The organism is Pseudomonas sp. LBUM1658 (assembly GCF_059716055.1).
This window is the reverse complement of sequence record NZ_CP166798.1, coordinates 5,686,280-5,706,010: the sequence shown is the minus strand read 5'-3', so window position 1 is coordinate 5,706,010 and position 19,731 is coordinate 5,686,280. Positions and strand designations below refer to the sequence as shown.

At 59.1% G+C, this 19,731-nt stretch carries 18 protein-coding genes; 10 read left to right on the top strand and 8 right to left on the bottom strand.

Annotation, left to right across the window (positions count from 1 at the left end; all coding sequences use genetic code 11):
- Window positions 1–76: 76 nt before the first annotated feature.
- The 3 genes from thrC to ACA064_RS26355 all read left to right on the top strand — a co-directional run bounded on the left by thrC (window position 77) and on the right by ACA064_RS26355 (window position 3,423).
- Window positions 77–1,486: a threonine synthase gene (gene thrC / locus ACA064_RS26365; protein ID WP_497670745.1), complete on the top strand. Its 1,410-nt coding sequence runs from the start codon at window positions 77–79 to the stop codon at window positions 1,484–1,486.
- 116 nt (window positions 1,487–1,602) lie between these two features.
- Entirely contained in the window at window positions 1,603–2,964 is a 1,362-nt protein-coding gene (locus ACA064_RS26360; protein WP_497670744.1) for a transporter substrate-binding domain-containing protein, read from the top strand.
- A gap of 171 nt (window positions 2,965–3,135) precedes the next feature.
- Window positions 3,136–3,423: a DUF3509 domain-containing protein gene (locus ACA064_RS26355; RefSeq protein WP_497670743.1), complete on the top strand. Its 288-nt coding sequence runs from the start codon at window positions 3,136–3,138 to the stop codon at window positions 3,421–3,423.
- A gap of 166 nt (window positions 3,424–3,589) precedes the next feature.
- On the opposite strand, the gene ACA064_RS26350 is transcribed toward ACA064_RS26355, so the two are convergent.
- Both ACA064_RS26350 and ACA064_RS26345 read right to left on the bottom strand, forming a co-directional pair.
- On the bottom strand, window positions 3,590–4,474 hold the full coding sequence (locus ACA064_RS26350; RefSeq protein WP_497674333.1) for a TIGR02285 family protein: 885 nt from the start codon (window positions 4,472–4,474) through the stop codon (window positions 3,590–3,592).
- Between the two features lies 1 nt (window position 4,475).
- Window positions 4,476–5,675, bottom strand: coding sequence for a CaiB/BaiF CoA transferase family protein (locus ACA064_RS26345; RefSeq protein WP_497670742.1), 1,200 nt, complete (start codon window positions 5,673–5,675; stop codon window positions 4,476–4,478).
- A 149-nt stretch (window positions 5,676–5,824) separates the two neighbouring features.
- Here ACA064_RS26345 and ACA064_RS26340 point away from each other — a divergent pair, with 149 nt between their 5' ends.
- From ACA064_RS26340 to ACA064_RS26330, 3 genes are all read left to right on the top strand, one after another.
- Window positions 5,825–6,367 (top strand): YaeQ family protein, encoded by a 543-nt coding sequence (locus tag ACA064_RS26340; RefSeq protein WP_419116244.1) that lies wholly within the window; start codon window positions 5,825–5,827, stop codon window positions 6,365–6,367.
- A gap of 66 nt (window positions 6,368–6,433) precedes the next feature.
- Window positions 6,434–8,143: a single-stranded-DNA-specific exonuclease RecJ gene (gene recJ / locus ACA064_RS26335; protein WP_497670741.1), complete on the top strand. Its 1,710-nt coding sequence runs from the start codon at window positions 6,434–6,436 to the stop codon at window positions 8,141–8,143.
- Window positions 8,144–8,538: 395 nt separating this feature from the next.
- Complete coding sequence (locus tag ACA064_RS26330) at window positions 8,539–9,645, top strand: NADH:flavin oxidoreductase/NADH oxidase (RefSeq protein WP_497670740.1); 1,107 nt, start codon at window positions 8,539–8,541, stop codon at window positions 9,643–9,645.
- 129 nt (window positions 9,646–9,774) lie between these two features.
- Here ACA064_RS26330 and ACA064_RS26325 read toward each other — a convergent pair whose 3' ends face one another.
- Complete coding sequence (locus ACA064_RS26325) at window positions 9,775–11,400, bottom strand: glucan biosynthesis protein D (RefSeq protein ID WP_497670739.1); 1,626 nt, start codon at window positions 11,398–11,400, stop codon at window positions 9,775–9,777.
- Between the two features lie 423 nt (window positions 11,401–11,823).
- Here ACA064_RS26325 and ACA064_RS26320 point away from each other — a divergent pair, with 423 nt between their 5' ends.
- The 3 genes from ACA064_RS26320 (at window position 11,824) to ACA064_RS26310 (ending at window position 12,815) form a co-directional block, all read left to right on the top strand.
- Window positions 11,824–12,009, top strand: a complete 186-nt coding sequence (locus ACA064_RS26320; protein ID WP_497670738.1) for a hypothetical protein — start codon at window positions 11,824–11,826, stop codon at window positions 12,007–12,009.
- A 162-nt stretch (window positions 12,010–12,171) separates the two neighbouring features.
- Window positions 12,172–12,417, top strand: coding sequence for an AbrB/MazE/SpoVT family DNA-binding domain-containing protein (locus tag ACA064_RS26315; RefSeq protein ID WP_497670737.1), 246 nt, complete (start codon window positions 12,172–12,174; stop codon window positions 12,415–12,417).
- The gene (locus ACA064_RS26310) at window positions 12,417–12,815 is read left to right on the top strand and encodes a type II toxin-antitoxin system VapC family toxin (protein WP_497670736.1); all 399 of its coding nucleotides are present in this window, start codon (window positions 12,417–12,419) and stop codon (window positions 12,813–12,815) included. The genes ACA064_RS26315 and ACA064_RS26310 overlap by 1 nt, the downstream gene beginning before the upstream one ends.
- A gap of 147 nt (window positions 12,816–12,962) precedes the next feature.
- On the opposite strand, the gene ACA064_RS26305 is transcribed toward ACA064_RS26310, so the two are convergent.
- The 5 genes from ACA064_RS26305 to ydcS form a co-directional block, all read right to left on the bottom strand.
- The gene (locus ACA064_RS26305; RefSeq protein WP_497670735.1) at window positions 12,963–14,387 is read right to left on the bottom strand and encodes a gamma-aminobutyraldehyde dehydrogenase; all 1,425 of its coding nucleotides are present in this window, start codon (window positions 14,385–14,387) and stop codon (window positions 12,963–12,965) included.
- A 129-nt stretch (window positions 14,388–14,516) separates the two neighbouring features.
- Window positions 14,517–15,326 (bottom strand): ABC transporter permease, encoded by an 810-nt coding sequence (locus ACA064_RS26300; RefSeq protein WP_497674332.1) that lies wholly within the window; start codon window positions 15,324–15,326, stop codon window positions 14,517–14,519.
- A 7-nt stretch (window positions 15,327–15,333) separates the two neighbouring features.
- Window positions 15,334–16,278, bottom strand: coding sequence for an ABC transporter permease (locus tag ACA064_RS26295; RefSeq protein WP_497670734.1), 945 nt, complete (start codon window positions 16,276–16,278; stop codon window positions 15,334–15,336).
- 1 nt (window position 16,279) lies between these two features.
- The gene (locus tag ACA064_RS26290) at window positions 16,280–17,317 is read right to left on the bottom strand and encodes an ABC transporter ATP-binding protein (protein WP_497670733.1); all 1,038 of its coding nucleotides are present in this window, start codon (window positions 17,315–17,317) and stop codon (window positions 16,280–16,282) included.
- 135 nt (window positions 17,318–17,452) lie between these two features.
- Window positions 17,453–18,604 carry a putative ABC transporter substrate-binding protein YdcS gene (gene ydcS / locus ACA064_RS26285; protein WP_497670732.1) on the bottom strand — a complete coding sequence of 384 codons (1,152 nt, stop codon included), beginning with the start codon at window positions 18,602–18,604 and terminating at the stop codon, window positions 17,453–17,455.
- A 282-nt stretch (window positions 18,605–18,886) separates the two neighbouring features.
- On the opposite strand from ydcS, the gene ACA064_RS26280 reads away from it, so the two are divergent.
- Window positions 18,887–19,615 (top strand): tellurite resistance TerB family protein, encoded by a 729-nt coding sequence (locus ACA064_RS26280; RefSeq protein ID WP_497670731.1) that lies wholly within the window; start codon window positions 18,887–18,889, stop codon window positions 19,613–19,615.
- Window positions 19,616–19,731 lie beyond the last annotated feature (116 nt).

The following is a 19,731-nucleotide window of genomic DNA, read 5'->3' as shown; positions in this document are numbered from 1 at the left end:
GCAAGCCAGAAGCCAGTGACGCTCAGCTTGCAGCTTGAAGCTCAAGGCTTGAAGCTCAAACCGAAGGTTTGAAACCATGCGCTATATCAGTACCCGCGGCCAGGCACCGGCCCTGAATTTCGAAGAAGTCCTGTTGGCCGGTCTGGCCAGCGACGGCGGCCTTTACGTGCCGGAAAACCTGCCACGCTTCACCCAGGAAGAAATCGCTTCCTGGGCCGGTCTGCCGTACCACGAACTGGCGTACCGGGTGATGCGCCCGTTCGTTACCGGCAGTATTCCGGATGCCGATTTCAAAAAGATTCTCGAAGAAACCTATGCAGTGTTCTCCCACGGTGCCGTGGCGCCGTTGCGTCAGCTGAACGGCAACGAATGGGTGCTCGAACTGTTCCATGGCCCAACCCTGGCGTTCAAGGACTTTGCCCTGCAATTGCTGGGTCGCCTGCTCGACTACGTGCTGGAAAAACGCGGCGAACGCGTGGTCATCATCGGTGCCACTTCCGGTGATACCGGTTCGGCGGCGATCGAAGGCTGCAAGCACTGCGAAAACGTCGATATCTTTATCCTGCACCCGCACAACCGCGTGTCCGAAGTTCAGCGTCGGCAGATGACGACTATCTTCGGCGAGAACATCCACAATATCGCCATCGAAGGCAACTTCGATGACTGCCAGGAAATGGTCAAGGCCAGCTTCGCCGACCAGAGCTTCCTCAAGGGCACGCGCCTGGTCGCGGTAAACTCGATCAACTGGGCGCGGATCATGGCCCAGATCGTTTATTACTTCCATGCGTCCCTGCAGCTGGGCGGCCCGGCCCGTTCGGTATCGTTCTCGGTGCCGACCGGCAACTTCGGCGATATCTTCGCCGGTTACCTGGCACGCAACATGGGCCTGCCGATCAATCAATTGATCGTCGCCACCAACCGCAACGATATCCTGCACCGCTTCATGAGCGGCAATCAGTACGTCAAGCAAACCCTGCACGCGACCCTGTCGCCGTCGATGGACATCATGGTCTCGTCGAACTTCGAACGTCTGTTGTTCGACATGCACGGTCGTAACGGCGCTGCGCTGGCCGGCTTGATGGAAACCTTCAAGCAGGGCGGCGGTTTCAGCGTCGACGACGAGCGCTGGACCGAAACGCGCAAGCTGTTCGATTCGCTGGCGGTCGATGATGCGCAAACCTGCGAAACCATCGCTGAAGTCTTCGCCCAGACGGGTGAGTTGCTCGATCCGCATACGGCCATCGGCGTCAAGGCTGCCCGCGAGTGCCGTCGCAGCCTGGATATTCCGATGGTGATTCTGGGAACCGCTCACCCGGTCAAGTTCCCTGAAGCCGTGGAAAAAGCCGGGGTAGGAAAAGCCCTTGAACTGCCGGCTCATCTTGCTGATTTGTTCGATCGAGATGAACGCTGCACTGTGCTGGCCAATGACCTCAAAGCCGTACAGGCCTTTGTCAGTCAGCATGGCAACCGCGGCAAACCCCTTTGATTGACTAAAACTGTCACATTGAAGCCCGTCTCCTGACGGGCTTTTTCATTTCTGCGTGCCACACTTGTCGTAGTTTCGCCATTGAAGGCGGGCGTGTGGCAGTGAGGTGAGTGGCAATGCGGTTTTTATTCGGGTTCAAACCAGGCCTGTGCCGGTGGTTGTTTTTCGCAGCGATTGCTTTCGGCCATCCCGCCCTGGCGGTTCACGGTGGATCCTTTGCTCCCGAGACTTCTATCGCCGGCAAAGGGCCCCGGCTTGATGCGGCAGAGCTGGAATGGATCCGTGAACACCCTCAAGTCATAGTGGCTTCGCTGCAATACCCGCTGTATCTGTTCAAGGACAAGCGCGGGCAGTGGGATGGATTGAACAGCGATATCCTCAGGCGCATTTCATCGCTGACGGGTTTGCAGTTCATCCATGAGGAAACCTTTTCCAGCGCTCAGATGCTCGAGCTGCTGAAAAGTGGCAAGGCCGATATGAGCACCACCCTGGCGATAAATGACGAGCGCAAGGCGTTTCTCGACTTTAGTCTTGCCTTTGGCGGGGGGCATTGGGTCTTCGTGATCCGGGCAGACGATTCCCCCTGGATTTCCCTGGATCAACTCTCAGGCAGAGTTCTGGTGCTGCCTGAACGGCATGCTCTGGAGGCCAGCATCAGACGTGACTATCCGGATATTCGTCTGCGCTCGGTCAAGACCTTTGCCGAAGCCCGGGCCCTGGTAGAAAGTGGCGAGGCGGATGTCACCATCGAGAACGGGACGAGGGCGGATTTCGCTGCGCTAGGCCAACTCAAGGTAGGACAACCCGTGGAAGGCAAATGGGCGCCCGATCATCTGGCGATCCGTAAAGGCCAGCCCCAATTGTTGAGCATCCTCAACAAGGCTCTCGATGCGTTCACCGCCGCCGAGCTGCGTGCCATTCGCCAGAAGTGGTTTCCCGACATTGCTCCAGCGGCTCCGCTGTCCCCATGGCAGCGAGTTTCGCCCTGGATGTGTTGGGGTGCGGCTATCGCCATAGTGTTTGGATTGATTTCCCTGGTCTGGAATCGTCGGTTCGAGCATCAGGTGCAACTGCGTCTCAAGGTCGAAAAACAACTCCAGGATCAACTGGCTTTTGAGTGCGTGCTGCTCGATGCCATTCCCAATCCGGTTTTTGTCCGCGACCTGGAAGCGCGCCTGGTCATGTGCAACAAAAGCTACGAAGCGCAGTTATCGGTTCGCCAGGATCAGGTACGGGGGCGCCGGTTGACTGAGGTCGATGTCCTTCCCAGGGAGATGGCCGAACAGCTGCATAGGGAGTTCATGGAGCAACTGAGCACGCAAAAACCCCGATTCGTTTATCGACAGTTGCAGTTCAAGAGCGGCGTGTTGAACATCCATCAATGGACGGTCCCGTTCTACAGTGCCGATGGGCAGTTGCGGGGATTGTTAGGGGGCTGGATCGATTGTAATGAGCGTAAAGGGCCTGGCGCCGATTGACGCCGGGTCAGCTGTTTTCTCTTTGTCATCTTTCACCTGCATGCTCTACCCATTCACGTTGACGGAAGTCGCTTGCGGTTAACGTGACGAACTTTCTTCTCGGGCCGGTGGTCATTTGCTGTGGACGCGCCCTTAGGCACTTTGTTTTCGGACTATTGAATGGTGATCGAGATGGAAAGTATCAGCCTGTTGCTAGGGGAGGCGTTGAGCCCATATCAGGTAGCCCTGAGCCCGTCGGGTGCCCATGGCGAATGCCTGGTGACCTTGAAGAACGCCACCGGAGCCATTGTGGTCAAGCGGGAGTTCAATCAGGCCCAGTTAACCGACAAGCGTGCGCTGACAGATGTTGTCGACGGCCTGCATCGTGACGTGTTGATTGCCGAGGGGCGTCTCGAGCCCTGTGTTATTGCCGCTTTGCGCAACGCCGCACAGGACAAGGCGTTCGCCAAGAGAAATTGATTTTTGTTTTTGGGGAACCTTAATGCCGTCGGACCAGTCAGATTTTATACAACAGGATCAAGCATTGTGCTCCGGTGCTTGTAGCTTGTTGTACTGGTCTTTATAGGCCACGTTTAACCCCGAGTCGTCTCCCCACTTCTCGGGGTTTCTTTTTGCCTGGCGTTTGTCATTGCTCCGCTGAGCCCTGAAAAAATGCCTTGGCGTCTGCCAGATAATCGCGTCGCATCTCTGGATCAAGCCAGGCGGCATAGAATCCGCTCAGTGTGTCCTGACGCAAATTGCCCAAGGCCTTGTTGATGCGGGTGATGGCTTGATGCCCTTGTGCGGTGTCCGAGCAACCGACATGAATCGATTGATATTTTTCCGTGTCCTTGATCGGGTAGAACGCCAGCTCAGCAGGCGATATGCCTTGCTGTTGTGCCTGGTAACGGATTTCCGGCCAATAGCCCAATAACGCGGTCAAACGGCCCAGACGCTGCATTTGCAACAGGCTGCCCAGCGCGTCATTGCCATAGTGCGCAGCCAATGCCGCGGCCGCCGCCTGGTGCAGCAGGCTGTCTACCGGTTGACCATAACTGCGCTCGGCAATCACCCCGAGTTTCTTGCCGCTACCGGTCAGCAATGAGGCCAGATCGACTTTCCCGTCGATAATGAACGGCGCCAGGGCCGCGCGGTCTTGAAGGCGCACTGCCAGGCCGTTGCTCATGATCCTGAGGCTCGTTATCGAATACAGGATCCACTGCGCGCGCTCCTCATTCCAGATCAGCGAAGGGTCGCAGGTGAACGAGGGGGCTCGAAGCATTTGCATGCCGCGCGCACGATTGACTCGCACAATCTGGTGCTCGTATTCCGGCATGCTGGCGATCAGGAGCGGCATCAGTTGATCGATCGCTCCCTGTCCTTTTTGCGCTCCCTCGAAAATCGTCAAAGGCGGCAAGTCGCGCAACAACCAAGTCAGCGTCTCCTTGGCCTGAGCCGCCCCTGGCACTGCCAGCAGGCACGCCAGCAACGGAAAAATGCTCAGCAGGCGAATCAAAGACAAGCACCTCAGCTTAGATGGCCCCGACTTCGCGCAGGCGGGTGATCTGCTCGGCGTCGTAGCCAAGATCGTTCAGCACCTGCGCGTTATGTTCGCCGAGCGCTGGCCCGACCCACTCGGATGTCCCCGGGGTGTCCGAGAGTTTCGGTACGATACCTGGCATCTTGAAGGCTTTGCCATCGGGCAGCCTGGCCTGCAGGAACATTTCCCGGGCGAGAAATTGCGGATCGCTGAACATGTCTTCAGCGCTGAAGATCCGGCTGGCGGGTACTTCGGCCTGATTCAACTGCTCGATCACCGCATCCAGTGGCAACGAGCTGACCCAGCGATCGATCACCCCGTATATTTCATCGCGACGGCCGTCGCGACCATCGTTGCTGCCCAGGCTCGGATCGTCGGCCAGATCCGTGCGGCCAATCGCCTGCATGAAACGCTTGAAGATTGCGTCGCCATTGGCGCCGATCTGCACGTGCTTGCCATCAGCGGTGGTGTGGATGGAGGAGGGCGTGATCCCGGGCATGATGTTGCCGGTGCGCTCACGGATAAAACCGAAGACGTCGAACTCCGGAACCATGCTTTCCATCATGGCGAAGATCGCTTCATAGAGCGCGACATCCACCACTTGGCCTTGACCGCCATTGACCTCGCGGTGACGTAGCGCCATCAGCGCGCCAATCACGCCCCAGAGCGCGGCAATCGAGTCACCGATGGAAATGCCGGTGCGCACCGGTGGCCGGTCCTCGAAGCCGGTGATGTAGCGCAAGCCACCCATGGACTCGCCAACCGCACCAAAACCTGGCTGATCCTTCATCGGCCCGGTCTGACCGAAACCGGAGAGGCGCACCATCACCAGTTTCGGGTTCAGCGCATGCAAAACCTCCCAGCCGAGGCCGAGTTTTTCCAGCACGCCTGGGCGGAAGTTTTCGATGAGGATGTCGGCTTCGCTGAGGAGTTGTTTGAGAATCGCCAGACCATCCGGGTGCTTCAGGTTCAAGGTCAGGGATTTCTTGTTGCGCGCCTGGACGAACCACCACAGCGAAGTCCCTTCATAGAGCTTGCGCCATTTGCGCAAGGGATCGCCGCCATCCGGGGATTCGACCTTGATCACCTCGGCGCCGAATTCGCCGCAGATGCGCGATGCGAAAGGCCCGGCGATCAAGGTGCCGAGTTCGATGACTTTGACCCCGGCTAGCGGTTTGGCGGTAAGCGGCATGGGAAATCCTGTAGGGCAAACGGCTGAACGGAGAGAGCGTTTTAACATAGCCCGGCTGTCTGGCTAAAGACTGATAAGTCTCGGGATTCGTTGATTGGCCTGTGCATCGGTTAGACTTGCCGCCTTTCCTCGTATCAAGAAGCCCGTTCATGGCCCAGCCGTCCACGACTTACAAGTTTGAACTGAACCTTACTGACCTCGATCGTGGGGTATACGAAAGCGTCAAACAGACCATCGCCCGCCATCCTTCGGAAACCGAAGAGCGGATGACCGTGCGCCTGCTGGCCTACGCTTTTTGGTACAACGAGCAGCTGTCCTTTGGTCGCGGTCTGTCAGAAGTAGACGAACCGGCCCTGTGGGAAAAAAGCCTGGATGATCGTGTCCTGCACTGGATTGAAGTCGGCCAGCCGGACGCCGATCGCCTGACCTGGTGCTCGCGTCGTACCGAGCGCACCAGTTTGCTGGCTTATGGCAGCCTGCGGGTCTGGGAAACCAAAGTGATCCCGGCGGTGAAAAACCTGAAAAACGTCAACATCGCCGCGGTGCCGCAAGAGATTCTGGAAGTGCTGGCCAAAGATATGCCGCGCGTCATCAAGTGGGACGTGATGATCAGTGAAGGCACGATTTTCGTCACCGACGATCGCGGCCAGCACGAAGTCCAGCTGCAGTGGCTGACCGGCGAGCGCGGCTGATTCTCGCCAGCCGTCTGCATCACCTGTGTTTGATCCCTTTTCTTGAAGAGCAGAATCCCTCGTCCCATGCGTATCGAACCCCGCCTGTTGCCCGCTGTCCTGCCATTTCTCGGTGACCTGCCACCGCTGCTGACCCGACTCTACGCGGCCCGTGGCGTGCAATCGGAGGCTGAACTGGACAAGAGCCTGGCGCGTTTGATCCCGTATCAGCAACTCAAGGGAATCGATGCTGCCGTGGATCTGCTGGTGCTGGCTCTGGAGCAGCGTCAACGCATCCTGATCGTCGGTGACTTCGACGCCGATGGCGCGACCGCCAGCACCGTCGGCCTGCTCGGACTGCGCCTGCTGGGCGCCGCTCACGTCGACTATCTGGTGCCCAATCGCTTCGAATACGGTTACGGCCTGACCCCGGAAATTGTCGCGGTCGCCTTGCAGCGCAAACCGCAGCTGCTGATCACCGTCGACAACGGCATCTCCAGTGTCGAAGGCGTGGCGGCGGCGAAAGCGTCGGGACTGACCGTACTGGTCACCGACCACCACTTGCCAGGTCACGAGCTGCCGGCGGCGGACGCCATCGTCAACCCGAATCAACCGGGCTGCGAGTTCCCGAGCAAGGCACTGGCCGGGGTCGGGGTGATTTTCTACGTGCTGATGGCGTTGCGTGCGCGTCTTCGTAGCCTGGGCCGTTACGACGCCAAGCCGCAACCGAACATCGGTGAGTTGCTGGATCTAGTGGCGCTGGGCAGTGTGGCCGACGTGGTGCCCCTGGATGCCAACAACCGGATTCTGGTTCACCAAGGGCTTGAGCGGATTCGCGCCGGTCGTGCACGACCAGGTCTCAAAGCGATCCTGGAAGTCGCCAAGCGCGATCATTCGCGAATCACCTCCACCGACCTGGGTTTTATTATTGGCCCGCGCCTGAACGCGGCAGGGCGCCTGGATGACATGAGCCTAGGCATTGAATGCCTGCTCAGTGACGACATGGCTGCTGCGCGGGAGATGGCGACCCAGCTCGATGAGCTGAACCAGGATCGCAAATCCATCGAACAAGGCATGCAGCGCGAAGCCCTGGCCCAGCTCAAGGACTTGCCGCTGGAATCGATGCCGTTCGGGTTGTGCCTGTTCGAAGCCGATTGGCACCAAGGGGTCATCGGGATCCTCGCTTCGCGTATGAAAGAACGCTACCACCGCCCGACCATTGCCTTTGCCGATGCTGGCGAAGGCATGCTCAAAGGCTCGGCGCGTTCAGTGCCGGGGTTTCATATCCGCGATGCGCTGGATGCAGTGGCAGCAAAACACCCTGAATTGATCAGCAAGTTCGGTGGCCACGCCATGGCGGCCGGGCTGTCGCTGCCGGAGCAGAATTTTCCGGCGTTTGCCGAGGCGTTCGACGCTGAAGTCCGTCGGCAACTGCGTGAGGAAGACCTGACCGGGCGGCTGCTGTCAGATGGTACGCTGGCGGTCGAAGAGTTCCACCTGGAATTGGCTCGCGCCTTGCGCCACGCCGGTCCTTGGGGGCAGCACTTCCCAGAGCCGCTGTTCCATGGCGTGTTTCAGCTGGTGGAGCAGCGCATCGTCGGCGAGCGGCACCTGAAAGTAGTGCTCAAAAGTGAATGCGGTTCGCTGAAACTCGACGGCATTGCTTTCGGCATCGATCGCGAAATCTGGCCGAACCCGACCATCCGCTGGGTCGAGCTGGCTTACAAGCTCGATCTCAACGAGTTCCGTGGCCAGGAAACCGTGCAGTTGATGATTGCCCATATCGAACCGCGGTAGTTCGCGCAGCTGTTGTGGCGAGCGGGCTTGGAAACAGGAAGTCGAACACGGACTCTGTGGCGAGGGGGCTTGCCCCCGCTCGGCTGCGGAGCAGTCGTAAAACCTGTAAATGCGGTATTCCTGACGAAATGTGATTGCAGATTTTAGGACCGCTATCGCGCTCCAGCGGGAGCAAGCTCCCTCGCCACAGGGTGTGTGCAACCTCCTAAGTTAACCCTTTGGTTTTCTGAACCCCCCTCATCCCCCGTTGTCGACTAGGCTCTAAGCACTGCTTGATTGGCCTTGTGACGTCTTGTCTTTTTTTTGCCCGCGGGGGCGGGTGCTGCATCCTTCCAGTCACTCGTCGACTATTCAAACAGAACCCTGGAGCCTGACCACTGATAAAGAGGTGCCCCATGAGTCTGCTGCTTGAACCCTACACCATTCGTCAATTGACACTGCTCAACCGCATCGCGGTCTCGCCGATGTGCCAATACTCCAGCGCCGATGGGCTGGCCAATGACTGGCATCTTGTACACCTCGGCAGTCGAGCCGTGGGCGGTGCCGGGCTGGTCTTTACCGAGGCCACGGCGGTCACTGCCGAAGGGCGGATCACCGCTCAGGATCTCGGCTTGTGGAACGATGAACAGATCGAGCCGCTGCAACGCATCACCCGTTTTATCACCGCCCAGGGCGCCGTCGCCGGTATCCAGTTGGCCCACGCCGGGCGCAAGGCCAGTACCCATCGGCCGTGGCTGGGCAAACACGGTAGCGTCAAACCGGCCGATGGAGGCTGGACTCCGGTCGGTCCATCGCCGATTGCCTACGACCCCGAACATACTGCGCCGAAACAGCTGGATGAAGGGCAGATCGCCGAGGTCATTCAAGCCTTTGTCGATGCCGCCAAACGCGCGTTGGTCGTCGGTTTTAAAGTGGTCGAAGTGCATGCCGCCCACGGTTACCTGCTGCACCAGTTTCTGTCGCCGTTGAGCAATCAGCGACGCGATCAATACGGCGGCTCTTTCGAGAACCGCATTCGTCTGGTGCTGCAAGTGACGGAAGCGGTGCGGGCGGTCTGGCCTGAAGAGTTGCCGCTGTTCGTCCGGGTTTCGGCGACCGATTGGGTCGAAGACGGTTGGAACCCGGATGAAACCGTGGAGCTGGCGCGGCGCTTGAAAGCCTTGGGGGTAGACCTGATCGATGTGTCCTCGGGCGGTACCGCGGCGAATGCGGAGATCCCTACGGGACCGGGTTACCAAACGCGCTTTGCCGAGCGAGTGCGCAAGGAGGCGGGCATCTCCACCGGTACCGTCGGGTTGATTACCGAGCCGGCGCAGGCGGAGCACATCCTGCGCACCTGCCAGGCCGACATTATCCTGCTGGCTCGTGAACTGCTGCGCGATCCGTACTGGCCGCTGCATGCCGATGACGACCTGGGCGGGCACAAAGCCATCTGGCCGGCGCAGTACCAGCGGGCGACTCACCGTGATCAGCCGATCCATGAGTCGGATTTGCGCGACTAAGATCAAAAGATCGCAGCCTGCGGCAGCTCCTACGTACATCCGCAATATCGCAGCCATGTGCAAATCCCGTAGGAGCTACCGCAGGCTGCGATCTTTTCGATGCCCCCTCGATTAAGGCGATGTATCAAATCAAGGGTATTTACGCTTGTCCGGCGCCGGCGGGAAGTACTGATACAGCCAGGTCTCGCTCAGCGTCCGGTCATGGGTACGGATGAACAGCCGCAACTCCACGGGAGCCACGCTATCGTCGGTGGGGTACCAGTCGAAGATCACGCGGAAACCCTTGATGTCTTCAAGCGGCAGCACGTTGAAGTCCTTTACCTGACCGTTCGATGCCGTGAGGATCGGCTCGATGGTCGTGCCCTCGGCTAGGCGCTCCAGACCGCCGCCGGTAAAGTCCACGGCAAAACGCCGCGCCCAGACCTCGGGATAATGCTCGCCCGGCGCCCAGCCTTCGATAAAACCGCCCATGCCCGAGCGTGTCGCGTTGACCCGCGCCAGCGGTGTGCTGACCGGTGGCAGGGGACTCCAGTAGAGTTTGTAGCCGTAGTTCAGGGAGTCGCCTGCCGTGATGGTTTTTTTCGGTGTCCAGAAAGCCACGATGTTATCGAGGGTTTCGCCCGTGGTCGAGAGTTCCAGCAGGTTGATAGAGCCTTCGCCCCAGGGGGTGGTCGGCTCGACCCAAAGACTCGGGCGGCGGTGGTACCAGTCCACGGTGTCCTGATAAGTGTCGAACTCGTGATCGGTCTGGACCAGGCCAAAGCCTTTTGGATCGGTATCGGCAAAGGCATTGAACTGCAGCGTTGCCGGGTTATTCAGCGGCCGGCAGATCCACTCGCCGTTGCCGCGCCACATGGCCAGACGGTCGGAGTCGTGAATTTCTGGATGAATGGTGTCGCACATGCGCCGTTCGTGGGTGCCGCAGCTGAACATGCTGGTCATCGGTGCGATGCCCAGTTGCTCGATGGCGGTGCGCGCGTTGATATGCGCGTCAATCGCCATCACCACCTGATTGGCCTGGCAGTCGATATCAAAGCGATAGGCTCCGGTGGCGCTGGGCGAGTCGAGCAGGGCGTACACCACAAAGCGCGTGCTGTCCTTGTCCGGCGTTACGAACCAGAACTTGGTGAAGTCGGGAAACTCCTCCTGGCGCTTGGCGTAAGTGTCGATCGCCAGCCCGCGGGCCGACAAACCGTACTGGCCGTCGGGACCCATCGCGCGGAAATAGCTGGCGCCGAGGAAGGACACCTCATCGTGCTTGTCCAGCTCCGGGGCTTTGAACAGCTGGAACCCGGCGAAACCCAGGTCACCCTTGAGCTGGTTAGTGTCGACCGTGGTCTTCTGATAGTTGAACAACGATGGCCGAAAGTGCACTTCACTCGACTGGCGGGTCTTGGGATCGACGCTGAACATGCGCACCGGTTGCTTGAAGCCCATACCGACATGGAAAAACCGCACGTCCAGTTGACCGTTCAGCTTATTCCACAGCGAATGATTACCGTCGTACTTGATCGCGTTGAATTGCAGCGGAGCCATGTTGGCGAGGGTGGGCGGCAATACCTGCTTGGTATCCACGTAGCGGCTGCCTGCCAGTTGTTTGGCTTGAGCCTTCAAAGTCTCGAAGTCGAATGTCTTTGCTTCGCCATCGGCGGTGTCGGTGCCGGCCCAGGCGTGGGCGGCCAGCAGCCCGCTGGCGGAGAGTCCGGTATAGGCGGCAATGGCCATGGAGGCTTTGAGCAGATTCCTGCGGTGCATAAGTACAACCTGTCTTGGGCGATCCCGCGCCGTTCCTGGCACGTGCTGGATCAGAAATTGAGGTTTGGACATGCCTTCGGCCAAACACAACTGACACTAAACAGATACCAAATAGCTTAAACCGTTCGGTTGCAGAGCAAAATGAATGATGGCGCAGCAATGGCGCTGCAATGAAACAAGAAATGTCGGTTAAGTTTTCCGACAGTACTTTCTGGTTTACAGGGCATTTCTGCTTTTTTTGACTAATTACTCTAAAAACCTCTGTTCAGCGTGCAGAAACTTCCTATTCTAGTACTCATAACCGGTTTTGGCCCTTCAGGCCGGTGGGTTTCAGCAGAGGGTTTGCGTTACGCCGCTACTGAAAAAAAACGTTAGGGCGATGAGGTGTCTGGAATTTTCTTTGACGTGCAGGGGACATCGTCCATGTCGAAAATACAGGGTATTGCCGGTTTTTTTGCTCTTGTTTGTGGTTTGAACATCTCGCGAAAGTCGCGTCGGCTCAGTTCGGAGGAGGTGAAGCTGGTCGAACAGTACCGCGCACTGTCGGAAAGTGATCGCATCGCCATGCGGTATCTGGTGGATGCGATGAGGAGTGTTTCGCGGTTTTAGGGAGGGGCCGGCCTTAAAGGCTGAGGGGGCTAGATCATGCCCCCTCTGGTTTAGGTGATTTTTCCGAATCGCTGAGGTGAAGCGTCTGACGATGAGCGGCGGTTGCGCTCTCGTCAGCTCGGTATTACTTTTGTTTTCGTAGTAATACCTAAGGAGGGATTTATGTCGACCACTATGACCAGTAAGGGCCAGGTAACCATTCCCAAGCCCATTCGTGATGCGTTGCATCTGATTCCCGGCTCGGCGATTGAATTCAGCGTCAATGCCCAGGGAGAAGTGGTTTTGCACCGTGGCGAGCCCAAACCGGGCAAGCCGGTACAGCAGGATAGATTTGAAGCCGTGCGTGGCAAAGCGGATATCAAGTGGCGAACCGATGAGTTGATGGCGTTGTTGCGTGGTGAAGACTGATGCTGTTGGTCGACACAAACGTATTGATCGATGTCCTGGAGGATGACCCGACTTGGGCCGACTGGTCGATTCAACAGCTTCGCGCACAATCCCAGGTTCATGAATTGGTCATTAATCCGATTATCTATGCCGAGCTGTCGCAAACGTTTTCTACGTTTGAAGCGTTGGATGCAGTCGTCGCGAAGCTGGGACTGCTGATACACGAGGTGCCACGACCTGCCTTGTTTTTGGCGGGCAAAGCCTTCGTTCGCTATCGGAAGGTGGGTGGCAGTAAAAACAATGTGCTGGCTGACTTTTTTATTGGCGCTCATGCAGCGACAGAGGGGCTGACGTTGCTGACCCGTGATGCCAAACGCTATCGCAGCTACTTTCCAACCGTTGAGTTGATCGTTCCTTGAATTGTCGGTTTGTGAAACCTGGTGGTGCGTATTGCCAGTATCGTCCTTGAATTCTTGGTGATGCTATCGCGAGCAAGCTCGCTCCTACAGGGATCGCGATCTATCTGTGGGAGCAGCAGTGCGACGTCCGACTTGCCCGCGAAGCTTTTAGTGCTTGAACATCACATGCCGCACAGTGGTGTAATCCTCCAGCCCGTACATGGACATGTCTTTGCCATAACCGGAGAGTTTCTGACCGCCGTGGGGCATTTCGCTGACCAGCATAAAGTGCGTATTGACCCAGGTGCAGCCGTACTGCAAACGCGCCGCGAGGCGGTGGGCGCGACCGACATCGGCGGTCCAGACCGACGACGCCAGGCCGTATACCGAATCGTTGGCCCAGGCCAGTGCCTGTGCTTCGTCAGCGAATTTGGTCACTGACACTACCGGTCCGAACACTTCGCAGCGGACGATCTCGTCGTCCTGTTGCGCGTCGGCCAGCACCGTCGGTTCGAAGAAGAAACCGTCGCCTTCCACCACCTTGCCGCCGGTGATCAGGCGAATGTGCGGTTGCGCCACGGCCCGTTCGACAAACCCGGCCACGCGGTCGCGATGCTCAGCGGTGATCAGCGGGCCGAGTTCGGTGGCCGGATCATCCTGCACGCCGTACTTGATGCTGCTGACCGCCGCCCCGAGCTTCTCGACGAACTTGTCGTAGATGCCTTCCTGGGCATAGATGCGGCAGGCGGCGGTGCAGTCCTGTCCGGCATTGTAGAACCCAAAGGTGCGAATGCCCTCCACGGCCGCATCGATGTCGGCATCGTCGAAGATGATCACCGGAGCCTTACCGCCGAGCTCCATGTGCATGCGTTTGACGCTGTCGGCGGTGCTGGAGATGATGTTCGAACCGGTGGCGATCGAGCCGGTCAAGGACACCATGCGCACTTTCGGGTGAGTCACCAGCGGGCTGCCGACGCTTGGGCCACGGCCGAACACCAGGTTGAGTACACCGGCCGGGAAGATCTCCGACGCCAGTTCAGCCAGGCGCAACGCGGTCAGTGGAGTTTGCTCTGACGGCTTGAGCACCACGGTATTGCCGGCGGCCAGGGCCGGGGCGATTTTCCAGGCGACCATCATCAGCGGGTAGTTCCACGGTGCGATGGAGGCCACCACGCCCACCGGATCGCGGCGGATCATCGAGGTGTGGCCCGCCAGGTATTCGCCGCCGGCCGTGCCGCTCATGCAGCGGCTGGCGCCGGCGAAGAAGCGGAACACATCGGCAATCGCCGGGATCTCGTCATTGAGCGCCGCGCTGTAGGGTTTGCCGCAGTTATCCGATTCCAGTTTGGCCAGCTCTTCGCCGTGGGCCTGGATCGCATCGGCGAGTTTGAGCAACAGCAACGAGCGCTCTCTGGCCGGGGTCTGCGACCAGCCCTCGAAGGCGGCGTCGGCGGCGCGCACGGCGGCATCGACCTGGGCTTCGCTGGCTTCGTTGATTTCCACCAGCACCCGGCCCAGCGCGGGGTTGAACACAGGCTGGCTGGCGCCTTCACCGTCGACCAGTTGACCGTTGATCAAGAGTTTGGTTTGCATGGTTTTCTCCTCTTCAATGCTGTTCGTAGGAGCTGCCGGAGGCTGCGATCTTTTAGCGTCAATGAGGCCGCCAAGGATCAAAAGAAAGATCAAAAGATCGCAGCCTTCGGCAGCTCCTACTAGGGTTCGTTATTTACCGCCACTTCCCGCCACGCCTTCACCGCCGCGTGTCAGGTAATAGGCGCCCAGGATCGGGAACATGGTCACCAGCATCACCAGCATGGCGACGACGTTGGTCACCGGCACATCCCGCGGGCGGCTGAGCTGGTTGAGCAACCACAGCGGCAGGGTGCGTTCATGGCCGGCGGTAAAGGTGGTGACGATGATTTCGTCGAACGACAGGGCAAACGCCAACATGCCGCCAGCCAGCAATGCCGAGCCGAGGTTCGGCAGGATGATGTAGCGGAAGGTCTGCCAGCCATCGGCGCCAAGGTCCATCGATGCCTCGATCAGGCTGTGGGAGGTGCGCCGCAAGCGGGCGATGACGTTGTTGTAGACGATCACCACACAGAAGGTTGCGTGGCCAACGATGATGGTGAACATCCCCGGTTCGATGCCCAGGGTCTTGAAGGTCGCGAGCAGGGCAATGCCGGTGATGATCCCCGGCAAGGCAATCGGCAGGATCAGCATCAGCGAGATGCCTTGTTTGCCGAAGAAGTCCCGCCGGTACAACGCTGCCGACGCCAGGGTGCCGAGGACCATGGCGATCAGCGTCGCAATGGCGGCGATCTGCAGCGACAGTTTGATCGCTTCCAGCACGTCCGGCCGGGAGAAGGCCACGCTCAGCCACTTCAGGGTGAAGCCCTTGGGCGGAAAGCTGAAGGCGGCGTCTTCGGTGTTGAAGGCGTACATGAAGATGATCAGGATCGGGAAGTGCAAAAACACCAACCCGCCCCAGGCGGCCAGACGCAGGCCCAGGGAAGCTTCTTCCCCATGCATTTGCGAATCAGAGCGCATCGAAGGCCCCCATACGTTTGACGATGGACAGGTAAATGGCGATCAGCACGATCGGCACCAGGGTGAAGGCGGCGGCCATCGGCATGTTGCCGATCGCGCCTTGCTGGGCATACACCATGCTGCCGACGAAGTAGCCCGGCGGGCCGACCAGTTGCGGCACGATGAAGTCGCCGAGGGTCAGCGAGAAGGTGAAGATCGACCCGGCAGCAATGCCGGGGATCGACAGCGGCAGCGTCACTTGCATGAACGTCTGGCGCGGCTTGGCCCCGAGGTCGGCGGAGGCTTGCAGCAGCGACGGCGGCAGGCGCTCCAGGGCGGCCTGGATCGGCAGGATCATGAATGGCAGCCAGATGTAGACGAACACCATGAAGCGCCCCAGATGGGAAGTGGACAAGGTGCTGCCGCCGACACCCGGAATGCCGAGCACGAACTGCAACACCGGCTCCAGTCCAAGGTGCTGAACGAACCATTGTGCGACGCCGCCCTTGGCCAGCAGCAAGGTCCAGGCATACGCCTTGACGATGTAGCTGGCCCACATTGGCATCATCACCGCGATGTAGAAAAACGCCTTGGTCTTGCCGGTGGTGTAGCGCGCCATGTAGTAGGCAATCGGGAAGGCAATGATGGCGCTGGCGATCGATACCGCAACCGCCATGCCCAGGGTGCGCAGGATGATGTCGAAGTTCGACGGCTGGAACAGCGCTGCGAAGTTCGCCAGGGTCAGGTCGGGAGTGACCGCCATGGTAAAGTCGTCGAAGGTGTAGAAACCCTGCCAGAGCAAGATCAGCAGCGAGCCGAGATAGATCGCGCCGAACCAGAGCAGCGGTGGCACCAGCAGCATCGACAGGTACAGATTGGGCCGGCGATACAACAGATTGGAAAATCGTCGCAACGGCGAGCGGCCGGGCGCGGTGTGGGTCATGGCCAGGCTCATGTCAGGCCTCGCTCGCTACGGTATCGGTCAGGCGGATCATGGCTTCACGGGCCCAGCGTGCGCTGATCCGTTGCCCGGGCTGATGCTGGATGCTGCTGTCCAACCATTGAATGTTGGCCTGGCTGATGTTCAGGGTCTGGCCGTTTTCCAGTTTGAGCTCGTAACGGGTGGCGCTGCCTTGGTACTGAATGTCGTGCAGCAAACCGCTGACTTCGATTTCGTGACTGGCCAGCGGGCCCTCGGCGAAACGCACGTGTTCCGGGCGAATCGAGAACGGCTGGTCACTGCCGCTCAACTGTCTGGCCAGGTCGCCGCGAATCACGTTGGAGGTTCCGACGAATTCGGCGACGAAGGTGGTGGCAGGTTTCATGTAGAGGTTGCGCGGGGAGTCGACTTGCTCGATGCGCCCCTTGTTGAACACCGCCACTCGGTCGGACATCGACAGCGCTTCAGTCTGGTCGTGGGTGACAAAGATAAAAGTGATGCCGAGCTGGCGTTGCAACTTCTTCAGCTCGCCCTGCATTTGCTCACGCAGCTTCAGGTCGAGAGCGCCCAGCGGTTCGTCGAGCAGCAACACCCGCGGGCGATTGACCAGGGCGCGAGCCAGGGCCACACGCTGGCGCTGGCCACCGGAGAGTTGCGCCGGTTTGCGCTCGCCGTAACCGCCGAGGGCGACCATGCCCAGGGCTTCTTCGGCGCGGTTCAAGCGTTCGGTCTTGCCGACGCCCTTGACCTTCAAGCCATAGGCCACGTTGTCCCGCACGTTCATGTGCGGGAACAGCGCGTAATCCTGGAACACGGTGTTCACGTCGCGTTGATAGGGCGGCAAACCGGCGGCTTCTTTGCCGTGAATGCGGATCGAGCCGGCGCTCGGTTGTTCGAAACCGGCGATCAGGCGCAGGCAGGTGGTTTTGCCGGAGCCGGAAGGCCCGAGCATGGAAAAGAACTCACCGTCCTGGATGTCGATGGAAACCCGGTCAACGGCTTTCACCTCGCCGAACTGCCGGGAAACGTTAGTGAACTGGACTGCAAGCGTCATGGTGCGGTGCTCCAGGAAGGCGCGCTTTTGAACAATTGAATCGGCTGTAGCATCAAAAAGATCGCAGCGCCCACAGGCGCGTAGGAGCTGCCGATGGCTGCGATCTTTTGATCTTTCTTTTGATCTTAAGAGAGCTTATCTACCTCCCATGATCGCGATGTAATCCTGGGTCCAGCGGCTATACGGCACGAATTTACCGCCTTCAGCCTGCGGGGTTTTCCAGAAGGCCAGGTTATCGAATTGGTCGTAACCATTGCTCGCACAACCCTCGGCACCGAGCAGTTCACTGGCTTTGCAGCCTTCGGGCACTGCTGGCAGGGCGCCGAACCAGGCGGCGACGTCGCCCTGGACCTTGGGCTGCAACGACCAATTCATCCATTTGTAAGCACAGTTCGGATGCTTGGCTTCGGCGTGCATCATGGTGGTATCTACCCACCCCGTTGCACCTTCCTTGGGAATCACCGAGGCAACGGGCTGCTTGTCGGCGATCAAGCCATTGACCATGTAGCCCCAGGTGCTCGACGCCACCACGCCTTCGTTCTTGACGTCGCTCATCTGTACGGTCGCGTCATGCCAGTAGCGGTGAATCAGCGGTTGTTGTTTGCGCAGCAGATCGAGAGTGGCCTTGTATTGCGCTTCGTTGAGTTCGTAGGGGTTCTTGATGCCCAGCTCCGGACGAATCGACTTCAGGTAGAGCGCCGCATCGGCGATGTAAATCGGGCCGTCATAGGCCTGAACCCTGCCCTTGTTGGATTTGCCGTCCGGCAGGGTCTGTTCTTCGAAAATCACGCCCCAGCTATCAGGTGCCTGTTTGAATACATTGGTGTTGTACATCAGCAGGTTCGGCCCCCATTGATAGGGAGTGCCATAGACCTGTTTATTGACCACGTACCAGGGTCCATCCTTGAGGCGTGGGTCGATGTTCTTCCAGTTCGGGATCAGCGCGACGTTGATCGGCTGCACACGTTTGCCGACGATCAGGCGCAACGAAGCATCGCCGGAAGCGGTGACCAGGTCGTAACCGCCTTTGCTCATCAGGCTGACCATCTCATCGGAGGTGGCCGCAGTTTTGACGTTTATCTTGCAGCCGGTCTCTTTTTCGAAACCGGTTACCCAGTCGTAATTTTTGTCGCTCTCGCCACGTTCGATGTAGCCCGGCCAGGCGACGATATCCAGCTGACCTTCGCCGGCGCCAACGGCTTTCAGCGGTTCGGCGGCCTGGATGCAGGCACTGGCCAGCAATGCGGTGGAGATTGCACTGAGCAGTGCGGTCTTGTGCACGAACATGGGGGTTCCCTCTTCTTTAATTATGGTCGGGGCGGTTGTGAACGTGGTGAAGCCATGCCTGTACGGCTTGTTATTAGCGTAGTGCTGTTCTTCTATAGATGCTGGCCGTGGCGGGCTTTGATGTGCCGTAGCTCTTTTTAATCAATGGCCTGGCGTAGAAACCACGGGCCTGTACAAAGGGTCAGGCAACATCTGGAAGTACTCTTGAGAGCAGGGGCAGGGCACTTCGATCTACGCTGGTGGCCTTAATGATCCGGTTGACCCCAGTTTTGGAGGTAGCAAATGAACACACGCGGATTGCTCGATCAGTTACTCAAGTCCGGCCAGGACCTGTTACAGAACAAGGCTGGCGGAACTCAGAACAAAACCTCGGGTTCGGAAAAGGGCGCACTGGGCGGCTTGCTGGGTAGCGGCGGTTCGGGCGGCCTGGGCAGCCTGCTTTCCGGGGCTGGCGGCGGCGCGCTGGCGGCTGGCGCCATGGGCTTGTTACTGGGCAACAAAAAAACCCGCAACATTGGCGGCAAGGCACTGACCTATGGCGGTCTCGCCGCCCTCGGTGTCCTGGCCTACAAGGCGTATGGCAACTGGCAGGCACAGCAGGCCGGGGCGCCACAAACCGAGCCGCAAACCCTCGATCGCCTGCCGCCAGCACAGGTTGAACTGCACAGCCAGGCGATCCTCAAGGCGCTGGTGGCCGCCGCGAAGGCCGATGGTCATGTCGATGAGCGCGAGCGGGCGTTGATCGAGGGTGAATTCACCAAGCTGGACAACGATCAGGAGCTGCAGCACTGGCTGCATGCAGAACTCAACAAGCCACTGGACCCGGCCGACGTCGCCCGCGCCGCCAGCACCCCGGAAATGGCTGCCGAAATGTACATCGCCAGCGTGATGCTGGTGGATGAAGAGAGCTTTATGGAGAAATCCTACCTGGACGAACTGGCCCGTCAGCTCAAGTTGGAACCAGGCTTGAAAGCCGAGCTGGAGAAGCAGGTTCGCCAGGCTTCGATGTAATCAGGGAAAGCAGCTGGATCGAAAAGATCGCAGCCTGCGGCAGCTCCACGGAGACCATGCACAGCCTGGTAATGACAGGTATACGCAAATCCCGTAGGAGCTGCCGCAGGCTACGA